The organism is Enterococcus sp. AZ091, from assembly GCF_051714805.1.
GTDB classification, from domain to species: Bacteria; Bacillota; Bacilli; order Lactobacillales; family Enterococcaceae; genus Enterococcus_D; species Enterococcus_D gallinarum.
The window spans coordinates 961,659-977,411 of record NZ_JBIOSO010000002.1; the positions used below are offsets into that span (position 1 = coordinate 961,659).

The window sequence follows — 15,753 nt, forward strand, 5'->3', positions numbered from 1 at the left end:
ATTTATATTGAAGAGTTTATACTTGAAAAGCTGATTTGTCAATACTATTTTTTATTATTTTTTGATTCCATTTTTTCATCTATCGAAAGAATGACTATTTTCGAAGAGATAGACGACGCATTGTAAATAACAAAAACAAAAATAAAATAACAATCAAAAAACAAACTGCCAGAAGTTTGTTTTAATGTTAATTTAATTTTTCTTCTTCAGAAAAAGTGTCCGGGTAAAATACAGACACATACAAAAATAGTTTTCTGATTGACAAGGTATCCTTTTTCCGGTAAAGTACATTTCAACAAGAATAACTATCCGTTGATAAGGAAAGTAATCGTAGATACTTTAAAGAGAGACTCTGGTTGGTGGAAAGAGTTAAGTCTGAAACGTTGAAAAATGGCCTTGGAGGATTGATTGTCGATAAGTAGGCAATCACGGAATCTGCTCTACCGTTAAAAGGAGCACCAATCTCTTGATGGAATTTTCTTGATAGACGTTGGGTTGAGGGAAGGGAAACCTTCTGAACAAAAGGTGGTAACACGAGTGATCGTCCTTTTATCAGCAGATGCTGGTAAAAGGACTTTTTTTGTTTTCATCGATCTTTGAAAATAAAAAGCGGCATAAAAAATAGAGTCAACACGATGAATTGGTAAGTACAAAAGGAATGTTCCTAAACAGAGAGCTTCGGTAGCTGAAAAGAAGCAGGAAACGAATTTTGGAAAATGGCCAAGGAGTGATTCGTCCCGAGCAATGATGCAAGGCGGCGACGGCAGCATCCGTTATCTTGCTAGAGTATGATCGTACTCGAAGAGGAGCTATATGTGAATATAGCTTAAACTGAGGTGGTAACACGCAAAAAGGCGTCCTCAAGCAAGCCAGTTATGGCTTGCTTGAGGACGCCTTTTTGCTGTGAATCACTGCGATTGGTCAAAGACCAGAGCAGATGATGAACAGTACTAGGCGACCGGAGGGGGCGTAGTTGATCATCCCAAAAATCAACTAGTTAATCAATCGGCGATAATAAGGAGGAAAAAAATGATTTCATTAAAGGATGTATCGGTGACATTCACACAACCAAACAAGGAAACGGTCCAAGCGGTCAAAAATGTGTCACTAGAAGTAGATAAAGGCGATGTTTATGGGATCGTCGGCTACTCCGGCGCGGGTAAAAGTACTCTGGTACGCGTAATCAATTTATTGCAGCGTCCAACGTCAGGGAGTGTCATAGTCAATCAGACTGAATTGACCGCATTACCGGCTAAAGCATTAAGAGAAAAAAGGAAAACGATCGGAATGATCTTTCAGCATTTCAATTTGATGGATAGCCGGAATGTCTTTGACAACGTGGATTTTTCCTTGAAATATGCAGGAATCTCCAAACAGGAACGTCGTCAAAAAGTGACAGAATTGCTGTCCTTGGTTGGACTGGAAGAAAAGGCAAGTTCGTTTCCTAGTCAACTTTCAGGGGGACAAAAGCAGCGAGTCGCCATCGCACGAGCATTAGCCAACGACCCAGAGATCTTGCTCTGCGATGAGGCGACTAGCGCACTTGATCCTAAGACAACATTACAGATACTTGCATTATTGAAAAAACTCAATCGTAAATTAGGGTTGACGATCGTCATTATCACTCATGAGATGCAAGTGGTGAAAGAAATCTGTAATAAAGTCGCTGTAATGGAAAATGGCGAGATCATTGAACAAGGAAAGAGTGTTCAAATTTTTAGCCAGCCGGCAAAACCGCTGACAAAAGACTTTATTCGGACTGCTACTCATATTGATCAAGCGCTGGAAACGATTCTCGGCAGTGCGAAATTCTCCTCATTGGCTGCCAACGAATGGCTGGTGGAACTGTCTTATGTTGGGGATCAGACCAATGAACCATTGATCGCACAATTGTTTAGTCGTTATCAAGTAACGACGAATATCCTCTACGGAAACGTAGAGATTCTGCAAGATGTTCCCATCGGTAGTTTGATCGTTAGTTTATCAGGGGAATATGGGCAGCGCAAACGAGCATTAGATTTTCTCGCGGATCAAGGTGTTTACACGAATATCATTAAGCAAAATCACGCGGAACCATTGAATAACGTGATTGAAGGAGGATTTTAGATGAGCACTTTTTTTGAACGGTATTTTCCCAATGTCGTTGCTATCTCTGATGAATTTGTAGAAGCAACGATCCAAACATTATACATGACCTTTTGGACAGCACTGATTGCAGGGATTTTAGGAATCATTTTGGGCATTGTTCTTGTCGTGACCCGACCAGGAGGTATTTTGGAAAGCCGCGGATTATTTGAACTTTTGGATAAAATCATCAACATCGTACGTTCCATTCCTTTTATTATCCTATTGGCTTTGTTAGGAACGACGACTCGTTTGATCGTAGGAACAACGATTGGGGAAACAGCTGCTTTGGTTCCATTGATCGCAGGGATCATTCCTTTCTTTGCTCGTCAAATCGAAATTGCCCTATTAGAAGTTGATCCTGGGGTTATTGAAGCGGCAGAAGCAATGGGAACCAGTCCATTGGGAATTATTGTGCGGGTCTATTTACCCGAAGGGTTGGCTGGGATCATTCGCGTGTCTGCTTTAACGATCATCAATGTGATTGGACTGACCGCAATGGCTGGTGCAGTTGGTGCTGGCGGTTTAGGGAACTTGGCGATCACCCGCGGCTATAATCGTTTCCAAAACGACGTCACCATCATGGCGACACTGATCATTTTAATTTTGGTCTTTTTTAGTCAATTTGTCAGCAATCTGTTGGTTAAAAAAGTTAGCCACTAAAAAGGGCAAAAAAAACAAATAAAATTAAGTAGAAACTATTGGAGGAAGAAAATGAAAAAATTACTTAAAGCAATCGTGGTAGGTGCGGCATTATTATTTATTACTGGGTGCAGCAATAGCAATGCTGGAACAAAAGAGAAAGAAGTAACCGTCAAACTTGGAGTGATCGGTGCCGACACGGATGTTTGGGATGATGTCAAAGATCGTTTGAAAGATGAAGGTATCAACTTAGAATATGTTCAATTTTCTGATTATAATCAACCGAATGCGGCGTTGGCAGATGGTTCTATCGATATAAATTCTTTTCAACACCAGTTCTTTTTAGACAATTACAATAAAGAGTTTGGAACGGATCTTGTTTCTATCGGCAATACAGTCAATGCGCCGCTAGGGATTTATTCAGACAAGGTGAAAGATATCAAGGAATTGAAAGAAGGCGCGACAGTAGCAATTCCAAATGACGTCACCAATGGCGGCCGTGCGTTGTTGTTACTACAAAGCGCTGGCTTGATCAAAGTTGATGAAGCAGCAGGCCAGACGCCGACCGTTTCGGATATCACTGAAAACAAACAAAAGTTGAAAATCTCTGAGTTAGATGCTGCCCAAACTGCCCGCGCATTGTCAGATGTTGATATTTCAGTAATCAATAGCGGAATGGCTGTGGATGCTGGCTTTGTTCCGACAGAAGATGCGATCTTCTTAGAGCCTGTAGATGAAACGGCTCGCCCATACGTGAACATCATTGCTGCGCGTAAAGAAGATCAAGACAACGAAGTGTATCAAAAAGTTGTTGCTGCTTATCAAACGGACGAAACAAAGAAAGTTATCGAAGAAACATCGAAAGGTTCTAGCGTTCCAGCCTGGGAGACATTTGGCGCGAAGTAAAGAAGAGTATAGCAAGAATGCCTACCTTTCTGAGGCAGGAGCTGTGAGACCACTGACTATTCATACTTATTTATCCATATTAAAGGGAGAGAAAATCATATGACAACAACTGTAAAAACTTCTATTAAAGAATTTATCGCACAACGCTTACCGGAATACCAAGAACTAGCTTTGGATATTCATGATCATCCAGAAGTCAGCAACTATGAATTTTATTCTGCAGATGCGCTGATTGCCCAATTAGAAAAAGAAGGATTCACCGTGGAAAAAGAAGTGGCTGGTCATCGTACAGGGTTCGATGCCCGTTATCAAAGCGGCAAACCTGGACCAACATTAGCTTTTTTGGCAGAATATGATGCGCTGCCCGGCATCGGTCATGCCTGTGGGCACAATCTCTTTGGAACTTATTCTGTATTGGCTGCTAGTGTGTTGCAACCTTATGTAGATGAACTAGGAGGAGAAATCCGCGTTTATGGTACTCCTGGTGAAGAGGGGGGCGAAAATGGCTCAGCAAAGGGCAGTTTTGTGCGTGAAGGATTTTTTGAGGATGTCGATGCTGCATTGTGCGTGCATCCAGCTTATCGCTATGGCAAAACCACCGCATCTTTGGCTAATGATCCTGTCGATATCAAATTTTATGGTCGGGCATCCCATGCGGCAGCGGCACCAGAGAAAGGCATTAATGCGTTAGAGGCATTGATCCAAGTTTTTAATGGGATCAATGGGTTGCGTCTTCATTTGCCGAAAGATGTCAACATTCATGGCGTGATCACTGATGGTGGTGTGGCAGCGAATGTTGTTCCAGAATATGCAGCTGGACGTTTTTATTTACGAGCAGCCAATCGGGCGACACTAGATGAAGTCTATGAGAAAGTGGAGAATATCGTTAAAGGAGCAGCTTTAGCAACAGGAACGACTTATGAATTTGGACTCTTCCAGAATTCAGTCGACGATGTGATCGTAACACCAAGTTTTGATGAACTATTCTTTGCCCATACTCAGGAAGTTGGCGTTCCCCAAGCAGAGATCGATGTGGAAACAAAAGCAAGTTTAGGCTCTTCAGATGTAGGAAACGTCAGCCAAGTGATCCCCACGATCCAGCCAACTGTCTCAATTTCGGATGAATACATTGCTGGTCACTCCGAGGAATTTAAAGCGGCTGCTCGTAGTACCAAAGGACTGAACTCGATTGCGATCGCAGCGGAATTACTCGCATTGACTGCATTAGATCTTTATCAAAAGCCAAAATTGTTGTCTCAAATCAAAGCGGACCATCAAGCCAGCTTGGCAAAGGGAAATTAATCCTAATGAATGACGACTAAAGTAAACAAGAGCGCATTCCCACTTGGGAGTGCGCTCTTGTTTGCTAATCGTTAATCGATCACTAAAATTCCTTCATTTAATGAGAAAGGATTTTTTTCATTGATGTGATCATAGAACATGACACCATTCAAATGGTCGATTTCATGTTGCACGACGATAGCTGCATAGTTCTTCAAACGAACTTTTTGCTTCTTGCCTTGCATGTCATAATAGCTGATCGTGATTCGGGCGTGACGTACGACATAGCCTGGTACTTCCCGGTCTACAGACAGACAGCCTTCGCCTTCACCTAAACATGCCTCTTGTACGGAGTGGCTTAAGATTTTAGGATTGTACAACACATCTTTAAATTCAGGTTCTGGATTTTCAGGATCGCTACTAGGAACTAAAACAGCAGTGATTCTTTTAGAAATATCTAGTTGAGGTGCTGCTAAACCGACTCCGCCTCGTAAATTCAATTCTTCGGCTTTCACTGGGTCTTGGCTATTTTCTAGAAACTCCATCATGTCTTTCCCTAATTGAATGTCCGCTTCACTTAATGGAAAGGGGACTTCTTTTGCTACTTCCCGCAAAGTTGGGTTGCCTTCGCGAATAATATCATCCATTGTAATCATTGATGATGTGATTCCTCCTACTATGTAAAAATTACGCGCTCGTTGACTCCTTATAAAGTGTACCACAACTAATGGCCGAACCGCATTAGAAAGTTTAAGGGACAACTTTTTCTTAAAAAATACACCGTTATGAAATTATATTTCTTTTTATAATTATATATTATGAAATATAGTTGTAAAAACAAACAGGCCGTTGTATAATCATTTTGTAGAAAACGGTACCAGCAAGGAGGAATCAACAATGTTTGGGTTTTCAGTATTTATGAATGCCGATTTGACTACCACAGACATCGATGCCATCGAAGAAATGGCGCTTCAAGGTTTTTCTGGGATTTTTACATCCATGCATATACCAGAAGATGATGCCGCCAGTTATCGCCAACGATTGACAACACTTGGTGAAATAGCAAAAAAGAATCGGTTGTCATTAATGGTAGATATTTCAGGAGAGGCATTGGCTAAAGCAGGATTTTCCTATAAAGAGTTAAATGAACTGACGGATCGGGGAGTCACTGGGCTGCGAATGGATTACGCGATCGACAATCAGACCATTGCTCAATTATCTCGTAAAATAACTATTAGTTTAAATGCGAGTACATTGACTGAAAAAGATATTAACGAGTTGAACACCTATCAGGCAGATTTTTCTAATCTAGAAGCGTGGCACAATTACTATCCGCGTCCGGAGACGGGATTAGACAAAGAATGGTTTCAGGCCAAAAATCAGTGGTTGAAACAACAAGGTTTTCTTGTACAGGCCTTTGTTGCTGGGGATGCGAATAAAAGAGGTCCTCTTTACCAAGGATTGCCGACACTGGAAGCGCATCGCAGCATGAGCCCCTTCGCAGCAGCACTGGAGTTGTTGAGGGATTGTGCCGTTGATGCTGTCTACATTGGGGATGGTATCGTGACCCCTGCTTCTTTGAAGCAATTCAGTTCTTATCTAGCCGATCAGACCGTCCTTCTTCGCACAAAGGATATTGGTTCTGCCTATTATCAACATATTTTAGGAGAGCATGAGAACCGGCAAGATGAGGCAAGAGATGTGATTCGCAGTGCAAATGCCCGATTTGCTGAAGTCCCATTGATTTCCCCAGAAACTGCTCAAAAACGGGTTGTCGGAGCTGTGACTATCGATAATCAAGATTACTTGCGTTATATGGGGGAAATCCAAATTTGTAAGCGAATCCTGCCCGCAGATGACAAAGTCAATGTCGCTGCGCAAGTGATTGAAGAAGATCTACCCTTGCTCCAACAAATCAAAGCAGGAATGCGATTCAAAATAGAAAGAGATGAGAGAAATGACAATGATTAATTTAGAAAACTTAACGACTGAAAGACGAAATCAAGCAACATTTGGTTTGGATGAAATGACTGTGGCAGAGGCTTGTCAGAAAATGAATGCCGAAGACCAGAAAGTTGCTCAATCCGTTGAAAAGGAATTGCCAAGCATTGAAAAAGTAATTCAGCAAACGATTCAATCTTTCAAAAAAGGGGGACGATTGATCTATCTCGGTGCTGGTACCAGCGGACGACTAGGAGTTTTAGATGCCGCTGAATGTGTCCCTACTTTTGGGGTCTCACCGGATATGGTGATCGGTTTGATTGCTGGCGGTGAAGAAGCAATGACTGTAGCGGTTGAGGGGGCAGAAGATTCTGTTGAATTAGGGCGTCAAGACTTGATTGACCTGAAGCTGACGGAAAATGATATGGTCATTGGGATCGCAGCCAGCGGCCGCACACCTTATGTCATTGGAGCACTAGACTATGCAAATGAAATCGGGGCTACCACAGGAACGATCGCCTGCAACAAACAAGCAGAAATTTCAAAACATGCCAGCTTCCCGATCGAAGTGGATTGCGGACCAGAATTTCTGACAGGTTCTACCCGATTGAAATCAGGGACTGCTCAAAAATTGATTTTGAACATGATTTCCACGATTTCGATGGTAGGCATCGGAAAAGTGTACAATAATTTAATGGTCGATGTTAAACCAACGAACGACAAACTCGTTGAACGGGCCAAGAGAATCATCATGCAAGCTACCGAAGCAGATTATGAAACGGCGGCAGACTACTTTGAAAAAGCCGATCAAAATGTGAAGTTAGCGATCGTTATGCTGCTTACCAATAGTGAAAAAGAAGAAGCTGCTGCAAAGCTGGTACAATCAGAAGGGTTCGTTAAAGGAACGTTAGAAGGATAGGAGGAAAAAATCAATGGCAAAAGAAGAACTGACAGTTACACAACTAGCAGAAAAAATATTTCAAGAATCAGGCGGTATCGAGAATGTTGCCTCTGTCACTCATTGTATGACTCGAGTACGGATGACGGTTCGAGATCACAACAAGGTCAGCAAGCAAGGGTTACAAAACATTCCCGGAGTCTTAGGAGTAGTGGATGATGAACAACTGCAAGTGATCATCGGTCCTGGAAAAGTCAATAAAGTAGCAAATGCCATGGCGGCACAAGCGGGTGTTGATCTAGGGCAAGAAATTCCTGTGGCAGCCACCAGTGGAAAAGAGGCTGTGAATGCGAAAGCAGCAGAAATGAAAGCTGCTCAAAAAGCGAAACAAAAACAATCACCAATCAAGTCATTATTGAAAGATATTTCAAATATTTTTGTCCCAATGATCCCAGCGTTTGTCGGTGCTGGTCTCGTTGCTGGTATTGCTTCTGTTATGACGAACTTGATCACTGCAGGAAAAATCGATGGCGACACGTGGAATTATTATGTCATGATTTTAAATATCTTAAAAAACGGGATGTTTTCTTATTTAGTGATCTTCACAGGTGTCAATGCAGCTCAAGTATTTAAAGCGAACCCAACGCTAGGTGGTGTCATTGGGTCGGTCGTCTTATTGACTGGAATGAATCCAGAAGCCCCAATCACCAACCTCTTTACAGGAGATCCTCTGGCAGCTGGACAAGGAGGGATCATCGGTGTAATCTTTGCAGTCTGGTTGCTGGCTAAACTGGAAACTGTTTTGCACCGAGTGATTCCTGAAGCCATTGATATCATCGTTACCCCAACTTTGTGTTTGTTAGCGATCGGTTTGGCAGAGATCTTTTTGATCATGCCATTAGCTGGGTTTATTTCAGACAGTTTGGTTGGCTCAATCAATTGGGTATTAAATGTCGGCGGCGCATTCTCAGGTTTTGTTCTCGGAGCAACCTTCTTGCCAATGGTCATGTTTGGTCTACATCAAATCTTGACACCGATCCACATTCAAATGATCGAAGCAACTGGCAGCACACAGTTATTGCCAATCTTAGCAATGGCTGGCGCTGGTCAAGTAGGGGCGGCATTAGCCCTATGGATTCGTCTGCGAAAAGATAAAGAACTTTCTGAAATGATCAAAGGCGCTTTGCCAGTAGGGATTTTAGGTATTGGAGAACCATTGATCTACGGTGTAACACTGCCATTAGGCCGACCATTTATTACGGCATGTATCGGAGGCGGAATCGGTGGGGCGGTTATCGGCGCATTGTCGAATATCGGCGCTACCGCCATTGGACCTTCTGGAGTAGCTTTGATTCCGTTGATTGCAAACGGTCATTGGTTAGGCTATGTCTTTGGTTTATTAGCAGGATATGCAGGTGGCTTTGTGGCTACTTACTTCTTTGGGATTCCTAAAGACCGTTTAGCTGCTGTCAATGCTGTTGATGAAGAAGTACCGGCGGCTACTTCAACGGCGGCTACAACACCAGCAACGTCTGCAGCACCTGAAACCATTGAACTATATGCAGTTGCTGAAGGAACCGTTCATGCGATTACAGAGTCAAAGGATCCTGTTTTTTCTCAAAAAATGATGGGTGACGGATATTATGTAGCTCCTGCAAATGGAAAAATCTATGCACCAGCTGCAGGAACTGTAACAACGATCTTCCCAACCAAACATGCCATTGGAATCACGACACCAAATGGACTTGAGATTCTGCTGCATATGGGTGTCGATACCGTTGAGCTACAAGGCAAGCCTTTCAATATCCTCGTCCAAGAAGGGCAACAAGTGACTGCCGCTACACAAGTTGCTGAAGTTGATCTGGCAGAATTGGCAGCTAGCAATAAAGCAACTGATATGCTTGTGGTACTCACCAATATGGAACAAGTTATCTCAGAAACCATGACTGCTAAAGGAACAGTCACAAGTGCTAGTCCTGTGATGACTGTACAAGTCAAATAAGTAAAAAACAGCTAGATTCGAATGGTACAATTTTTTCTACCCATGTGTCATTCGGTGATTAAGAACGCTTCGTCCCGTACTGCTGAATGATGATCTCGTTAATGCTTCTGTTAATGTGAATCATCTGAAGTGGTTCGGGATTTTTTGTTAGGGAAGAAGCGGAGTGCATCGGAAGACATTGAATATCTTTTAAATTTCTTAAGGAAGTGCCTTTTTACATTGCGAATAATTTACTATTGTGTTACATTCGTGTTACAAAGAAAGCCTGAGAATCCTGAGGAGGTAGAGGAATGAAAAAGAGTATCTGGTTCATGAGCTGTCTATTATTTTTACCAATTACTGCCATTGCAGAGGAAACAACGGAATCATCAGAAACGATTCAATCTACGCAATCAACTGAAGAAATCATTTCGACAGAAGCGACGGTTTCGAATACTGAAATGGAATCAACCGCTGACACTGCACAAAGTAGTGAATCCGTGACGACACAGCCCGAGGATGTGGTAGAAGCCATTGTCGCTCAAACAGGCGTTCAAGCAAGTCCTGAGTCAGAAACCATTACAGAACAAAGTGATTTGCGCTCTGCTTTTACTAGAGGCATCACTGATGGAAGTGTGACAGCTTTCACGCAAGATGAGTTGGATCAATTGACCGATCAGCAATTAAAAGATGCAGAGACACTAGCATTACGATATAGCCAGGATGTGATGGGAATGGATATCGGCTATTTTGCTCGGATCGTTCGCGCTCTTTTTATCGATCATCTCTTATCTTGGGAGAAGATTGAACCGCAGCTAGCCTTTGATCCAAGCAGCTACTCTTCTTTTGCAGCGTTGATTCCAGAACTGGATCGCTTAAAAACATATCTGCAAGTTGTTTACCCAACAAATGGTGTTTATATTTCCCCGGAACAGCCAATTTCAGATGAATGGTTGACATCGATTTTGTCACACTTAGATGAAGAAGTAGCTGCCAGTGGTTCAGAAACATTGTTTCCAGGTCGGATTGGCTGGATCATTTACGCTGTGAATCAAGGTCATTATCTCCCAGCAGCTTCTGAAGTAACGGGGAATACCGAATCTTCTGATACGTCTGCTGCCAACACTTCGTCGGAACAAACAACAACTAGCAAAACAGAAGTAGCTAGTGCTACTTCGGACAGTCGAGCATTGCCAAAAACGGGAGAGACCGTCAATTGGTTTTTGCCAGTCGTTGGAGTCGTTTTGTTAGTCGGAGTAGGCTGTGTCCTGTGGGTTAGAAAGAAAAAATAGACGTTATTTAAAATCGAAAAACGGCTGTTGTGCAGTGGCTTCCTTTTTTAAGGAATAGCCGCTGCTTTTTTTGTTTTCAGAAAAAGACAATGAATCTATTTTCAATGAAATGAAATCACTAAGCGAATTTCCTTTTTATAAAGAAAATGACTTTCATAAAATATTCAAACTTTTTTACTTGCATTCTCTCATGAGGGGTGTATAATGACACAGTGTCATATGACAACCTGTCATAATAATTGTTGTCATTTATCATTTGAACTGAAAGGAGAGATGACGATGCCAACGGATACGTTTTTCCATTTGCCATTAGATAAGCAAAAACGCATTTTAAGCGCTGCTAAGAAAGAATTTTCTCGGGTCCCATTGAAGGATGCTTCGATTGCCAATATCATCAAAGACGCAGAAATCCCTCGGGGAAGTTTTTATCAGTATTTTGAAAATAAGGAAGACTTATACTACTACTATTTTCATACGTTGAAAAAAAACAGTCAGCGGGATTTGATTCGTTCCATTCAACACGAAAAGGGCGATCTGTTTGCTGGCTTTGAATGGTATTTTTCTCGGATGATCGAAGAAGTGTTAGAAGGAAAAAATGCAAAATTTTATCGCAATCTCTTCATGAGTATGGATTATCGTTCTTTGCGAAAAGTGATGCCGGATATCCACAAAAAACCACTCTACGGCTCTCACAAAGAGCATCAAGAAGCGAGACAGAAGTGGGAAGAAGAATTTTTTGCTGAGATCGACAAAGACTTATTACGGGTCAAGGATGATCATGAATTGAAAATGCTCGTCCAACTGTTGATGCACACCGTTTTTTCTACGATTGCTGAAGCATACCGAGAGTTAGCAGAAAATCATGCCTATGATCCTTCGCTAGCAACGACTGATTTCAATAACAAAATCAGCTGGCTAAGAGATGGCGCACAAAAAGAAAGAGGGGAAAAGAATGACAAAGTTGATTAAACGAGTTTCACTCGTTTCGGCACTGATGGCCGTGGCCTTTATGGTTGTACAAGTAATAGCAGATCTCTATTTACCGACATTAACGTCGAATATCATTAATAATGGCGTTGCAACTGGAGACATTGATTATATCTGGCGTACCGGCTTTTTAATGATCGGGTTTTCACTGATCAGTATTCTGGCTGCATTAGGCAATACATTCTTTGCTACTAGAGAATCACAAAAATTGGGGCAAAAATTACGGACAGATATTTATGAAAAAGTAGAAAATTTCTCCGCACGTTCTTTTGATAAATTCGGAACTGCCTCTTTGATCACTCGTACGACCAATGACGTCAACCAAATTCAAATGGTGGCACAAATGTTCTTGCGGATGATGATCAATGCACCGATCACTTTGATCGGAGCAAGCTTCTTGGCCTATCAAAAAGACGCTCAGTTAACCAAAATCTTTTTAGTCGTTATTCCAATTATGATCGTTTTGGTTGGTGGAATCATGTATTTTGCTGTACCACTTTTCAAAAGCATGCAGAAAAAAACTGACCGTCTGAATTTGGTCTTCCGTGAAGGATTGACTGGAGTGCGGGTCATTCGAGCTTTCGATAAGACCAGGTATGAAGCCAATCGCTTTGATGAAGCCAATAAAGACTATACCCACACGGCCATCAAAGTAAATACTATCGTGGCACTTATGATGCCTTTGATGACATTGATTATGAGTGGGACCAATATTGCCATCACTTGGTTTGGTGGACATTATATTGCTGAAATGACATTAGAAGTTGGAAATCTGATTGCATTCATGACGTATGCCATGCAAATCTTGATCAGTTTTATGATGCTGTCAATGATCTTTGTGATGGTCCCAAGAGCACAAGCCTCTGCAGATCGGATCAATGAAGTATTAGACGAAGAAGAAGAGATCGTTGATGATAAAGCACCTAAGATGATTCAACTGAAAGGTGATCAAGCCACACTTGCTTTTGATCACGTCAACTATCGTTACCACGGTGCAGAAAAATTAGCACTGCAAGACATTGATTTTCAAGCAAAATCGGGTGATTTTGTGGCAATCATTGGTGGTACGGGTTCTGGGAAGACGACATTGGTCAATTTGCTGCCTCGGCTCTATGATATCGAATCAGGAGCGATCCGCATCAATGGAGTGAATATCGCTGAAGTAACACAGCATAATTTGCGGGACTCAGTTGGTTTCGTCCCACAAAAAGCGGTTTTATTTACTGGTACGATTCGAGAAAACATGAAATACGGTAGACCAGATGCGACAGATGAAGAAATCTGGAAAGCACTGGAAATCGCACAAGCCAAAGAGTTTGTTTCAGAATTGAGCGAAGGCTTAGACAGTCATGTAGAACAAGGCGGCGGAAATTTCTCCGGCGGCCAACGTCAACGGTTAGCGATCGCTCGGGCATTAGTGAAACAAGCCGATGTGTATGTGTTTGATGATTCTTTCTCAGCGCTTGACTTTAAGACAGATGCACAGCTGCGAGCGGCATTGAAAAAAGACATGAAGAACAGCATTATGGTTGTAGTCGCACAACGGGTAAGTACAGTAATGGATGCAGACACGATTCTTGTCCTTGACGAAGGTCAATTGGTGGGTAAAGGAACCCATGAAGAATTGATGGCCTCAAACCAAACGTATCAAGAAATCGTATCATCTCAATTGAGAGAGGAGGATGTGGCATGAGTGAACGGAAAAACCAAGCACCTCGCGGCGGTGGACCGATGGGTGGCGGTCCAGGGCGCAACATTGGAGCGAAAGGACCAAAAGCAAAAAATTTCTGGGGAACGGTAAAACGACTTTTCGGTTATATGTCGAAACGTTCTATCGCAATCATTTCGGTATTTGTTTTAGCGATTGCCGCCGTAATCTTCCAGATTCAAACACCAAAGATCTTAGGGGAAGCAACAACCGAAATCTTTAAAGGTGTTATGATTGGTGCAGAGCAAATGAAAGCGGGAAAAACTGTCACCGAATTTCCGATCGATTTTGATAAAGTAGGACAAATCATTATGATCGCTATCGGTATGTATGTTATTTCTGCTATTTTCAATTTCTTGCAACAATTCATCATGACCCGTGTATCACAACGGACCGTCTATGAACTGCGTCGTGATTTAGAAGAAAAAATGAATCGCTTGCCGATTTCTTACTATGATACCCATTCAAACGGAGATATCATGTCACGGGCAATCAATGATATGGATAATATCGCCAGCACACTCCAACAAAACTTGACCCAATTTATTACCAGTATTGTTACTTTAGTCGGAGTGTTATGGATGATGCTAACGATTAGCTGGCAGTTGACATTGGTTGCATTAGCAACGGTGCCGCTAAGCTTGATCGTCGTAATGATCGTCGCACCAAAATCACAAAAATTCTTTGCTGCGCAACAAAAGAGCTTGGGATTACTGAATAATCAGGTTGAAGAAACCTATGGCGGCCATACCGTTGTCAAAACCTTTAACCATGAAGCGGCTGATCAAAAAGTATTTGAAGAAGAAAACGATCGTCTGTATAGTGCTGGTTGGAAAGCACAATTCATTTCCGCAATCATTATGCCATTGATGAACTTCATCAAGAACTTGGGCTATGTTTTTGTCGCAGTTCTGGGTGGGATCAAAGTAGCGAATGGGAACATGACTTTGGGGGATGTGCAAGCATTCTTGCAATACACGAACCAATTCTCACAACCGATCACTCAAATTGCTAGTTTATTGAATACGATCCAATCAACTGTTGCATCAGCAGAACGGGTCTTTGAGGTCTTGGATGAAGAAGAAATGTCAGATGAACCTTCTGGATTACCCGTGGAAGAAAGCGACTATAAAGTTCGTTTTGACCATGTTCAATTCGGTTATACACCAGACAACTTATTGATGACCGATTTTAATCTAGACGTCAAAGCTGGGGAAATGGTAGCTATCGTTGGACCTACCGGTGCCGGTAAAACGACATTGATTAATCTGTTGGAACGATTCTATGATGTTTCCGGCGGTAGTATTCGCTACGACGGTCGGGACACAAGAGATCTGACCCGTGATGAGCTTCGTAGCAACATATCAATGGTTCTACAAGATACATGGCTATTTACAGGATCAATCTATGACAATATCCATTACGGCAATGACAAAGCGACGAAAGAACAAGTAATCGAAGCCGCTAAAGCTGCTCACGTGGATGACTTTGTTCGCAAGCTGCCGGACGGATATGATACGGTCCTCAATGAAGAAGCTAGCAATATCTCTCAAGGACAACGACAATTGATTACGATCGCGCGCGCCTTCTTAGCTGATCCAGATGTGTTGATCTTGGATGAAGCAACATCTAGTGTGGATACTCGGACCGAGATTCTCATCCAAAAAGCCATGAACAAATTGTTGGAAAATCGGACAAGTTTTGTCGTTGCTCACCGCTTATCTACCATTCGGGATGCCGACAATATTATTGTGATGAATCATGGTTCGATTGTCGAAACCGGAAACCATGACACATTGATGGCTAAGAATGGTTTTTATGCGGACTTGTATAACAGCCAATTTTCAGAAGATGCGGCCTGATACAAGAAGACAACGAAAAGGATTCAACGATTTTATTCAATCGATTTTTGTGAATATAAACAAGAATGAAGGGAAGCATTAAGCTTCTCTTTTTTTGTGTTGGAATGAATATTTTTGTTATAAAATAAATA

12 protein-coding genes and 2 other annotated features are annotated in these 15,753 nt (G+C 42.0%); of the genes, 11 read left to right on the forward strand and 1 reads right to left on the reverse strand.

Annotated features, from left to right (window positions below):
* Positions 1-303: 303 nt before the first annotated feature.
* Positions 304-552, forward strand: a binding site (T-box leader).
* Positions 553-626: 74 nt separating this feature from the next.
* Positions 627-865: a binding site (T-box leader), on the forward strand.
* 164 nt (positions 866-1,029) lie between these two features.
* The 4 genes from IGJ28_RS16970 (at position 1,030) to IGJ28_RS16985 (ending at position 4,974) form a co-directional block, all read left to right on the forward strand.
* The gene (locus IGJ28_RS16970; RefSeq protein WP_252712229.1) at positions 1,030-2,106 is read left to right on the forward strand and encodes a methionine ABC transporter ATP-binding protein; all 1,077 of its coding nucleotides are present in this window, start codon (positions 1,030-1,032) and stop codon (positions 2,104-2,106) included.
* A complete protein-coding gene (locus IGJ28_RS16975) occupies positions 2,107-2,787 on the forward strand; it encodes a methionine ABC transporter permease (protein WP_003128135.1) in 681 nt (226 codons plus the stop codon).
* A gap of 51 nt (positions 2,788-2,838) precedes the next feature.
* Positions 2,839-3,672 (forward strand): MetQ/NlpA family ABC transporter substrate-binding protein, encoded by an 834-nt coding sequence (locus IGJ28_RS16980; protein WP_103300770.1) that lies wholly within the window; start codon positions 2,839-2,841, stop codon positions 3,670-3,672.
* Positions 3,673-3,771: 99 nt separating this feature from the next.
* On the forward strand, positions 3,772-4,974 hold the full coding sequence (locus IGJ28_RS16985; RefSeq protein WP_135172138.1) for a M20 family metallopeptidase: 1,203 nt from the start codon (positions 3,772-3,774) through the stop codon (positions 4,972-4,974).
* Positions 4,975-5,045: 71 nt separating this feature from the next.
* Here IGJ28_RS16985 and def read toward each other — a convergent pair whose 3' ends face one another.
* A complete protein-coding gene (gene def, locus IGJ28_RS16990) occupies positions 5,046-5,609 on the reverse strand; it encodes a peptide deformylase (protein ID WP_252712228.1) in 564 nt (187 codons plus the stop codon).
* Positions 5,610-5,850: 241 nt separating this feature from the next.
* Here def and IGJ28_RS16995 point away from each other — a divergent pair, with 241 nt between their 5' ends.
* The 7 genes from IGJ28_RS16995 (at position 5,851) to IGJ28_RS17025 (ending at position 15,622) form a co-directional block, all read left to right on the forward strand.
* Positions 5,851-6,924, forward strand: coding sequence for a DUF871 domain-containing protein (locus IGJ28_RS16995; protein ID WP_060813224.1), 1,074 nt, complete (start codon positions 5,851-5,853; stop codon positions 6,922-6,924).
* The gene (murQ, locus tag IGJ28_RS17000) at positions 6,911-7,813 is read left to right on the forward strand and encodes an N-acetylmuramic acid 6-phosphate etherase (RefSeq protein ID WP_005470111.1); all 903 of its coding nucleotides are present in this window, start codon (positions 6,911-6,913) and stop codon (positions 7,811-7,813) included. The genes IGJ28_RS16995 and murQ overlap by 14 nt, the downstream gene beginning before the upstream one ends.
* 13 nt (positions 7,814-7,826) lie before the next feature.
* Positions 7,827-9,794, forward strand: a complete 1,968-nt coding sequence (locus IGJ28_RS17005) for a glucose PTS transporter subunit IIA (RefSeq protein WP_252712227.1) — start codon at positions 7,827-7,829, stop codon at positions 9,792-9,794.
* Positions 9,795-10,084: 290 nt separating this feature from the next.
* Positions 10,085-11,065 carry an LPXTG cell wall anchor domain-containing protein gene (locus IGJ28_RS17010; protein ID WP_041119883.1) on the forward strand — a complete coding sequence of 327 codons (981 nt, stop codon included), beginning with the start codon at positions 10,085-10,087 and terminating at the stop codon, positions 11,063-11,065.
* A gap of 279 nt (positions 11,066-11,344) precedes the next feature.
* Positions 11,345-12,034 (forward strand): TetR/AcrR family transcriptional regulator, encoded by a 690-nt coding sequence (locus tag IGJ28_RS17015; protein ID WP_003128144.1) that lies wholly within the window; start codon positions 11,345-11,347, stop codon positions 12,032-12,034.
* The gene (locus tag IGJ28_RS17020) at positions 12,018-13,745 is read left to right on the forward strand and encodes an ABC transporter ATP-binding protein (RefSeq protein ID WP_103300775.1); all 1,728 of its coding nucleotides are present in this window, start codon (positions 12,018-12,020) and stop codon (positions 13,743-13,745) included. The genes IGJ28_RS17015 and IGJ28_RS17020 overlap by 17 nt, the downstream gene beginning before the upstream one ends.
* Positions 13,742-15,622, forward strand: coding sequence for an ABC transporter ATP-binding protein (locus IGJ28_RS17025; RefSeq protein ID WP_003128146.1), 1,881 nt, complete (start codon positions 13,742-13,744; stop codon positions 15,620-15,622). The genes IGJ28_RS17020 and IGJ28_RS17025 overlap by 4 nt, the downstream gene beginning before the upstream one ends.
* Positions 15,623-15,753 lie beyond the last annotated feature (131 nt).

What these genes read in the sequence shown, in the direction of transcription:
- IGJ28_RS16995 (WP_060813224.1), top strand. Translation starts at nt 5,851, where the DNA reads ATGTTTGGGTTTTCAGTATTTATGAATGCCGATTTGACTACCACAGAC.
- IGJ28_RS17010 (WP_041119883.1), top strand. Translation starts at nt 10,085, where the DNA reads ATGAAAAAGAGTATCTGGTTCATGAGCTGTCTATTATTTTTACCAATT.
- IGJ28_RS16970 (WP_252712229.1), top strand. Translation starts at nt 1,030, where the DNA reads ATGATTTCATTAAAGGATGTATCGGTGACATTCACACAACCAAACAAG.
- IGJ28_RS17015 (WP_003128144.1), top strand. Translation starts at nt 11,345, where the DNA reads ATGCCAACGGATACGTTTTTCCATTTGCCATTAGATAAGCAAAAACGC.
- IGJ28_RS16980 (WP_103300770.1), top strand. Translation starts at nt 2,839, where the DNA reads ATGAAAAAATTACTTAAAGCAATCGTGGTAGGTGCGGCATTATTATTT.
- IGJ28_RS17005 (WP_252712227.1), top strand. Translation starts at nt 7,827, where the DNA reads ATGGCAAAAGAAGAACTGACAGTTACACAACTAGCAGAAAAAATATTT.
- IGJ28_RS17025 (WP_003128146.1), top strand. Translation starts at nt 13,742, where the DNA reads ATGAGTGAACGGAAAAACCAAGCACCTCGCGGCGGTGGACCGATGGGT.
- IGJ28_RS16985 (WP_135172138.1), top strand. Translation starts at nt 3,772, where the DNA reads ATGACAACAACTGTAAAAACTTCTATTAAAGAATTTATCGCACAACGC.
- IGJ28_RS16975 (WP_003128135.1), top strand. Translation starts at nt 2,107, where the DNA reads ATGAGCACTTTTTTTGAACGGTATTTTCCCAATGTCGTTGCTATCTCT.
- def (WP_252712228.1), bottom strand. Translation starts at nt 5,609, where the DNA reads ATGATTACAATGGATGATATTATTCGCGAAGGCAACCCAACTTTGCGG.
- IGJ28_RS17020 (WP_103300775.1), top strand. Translation starts at nt 12,018, where the DNA reads ATGACAAAGTTGATTAAACGAGTTTCACTCGTTTCGGCACTGATGGCC.
- murQ (WP_005470111.1), top strand. Translation starts at nt 6,911, where the DNA reads ATGACAATGATTAATTTAGAAAACTTAACGACTGAAAGACGAAATCAA.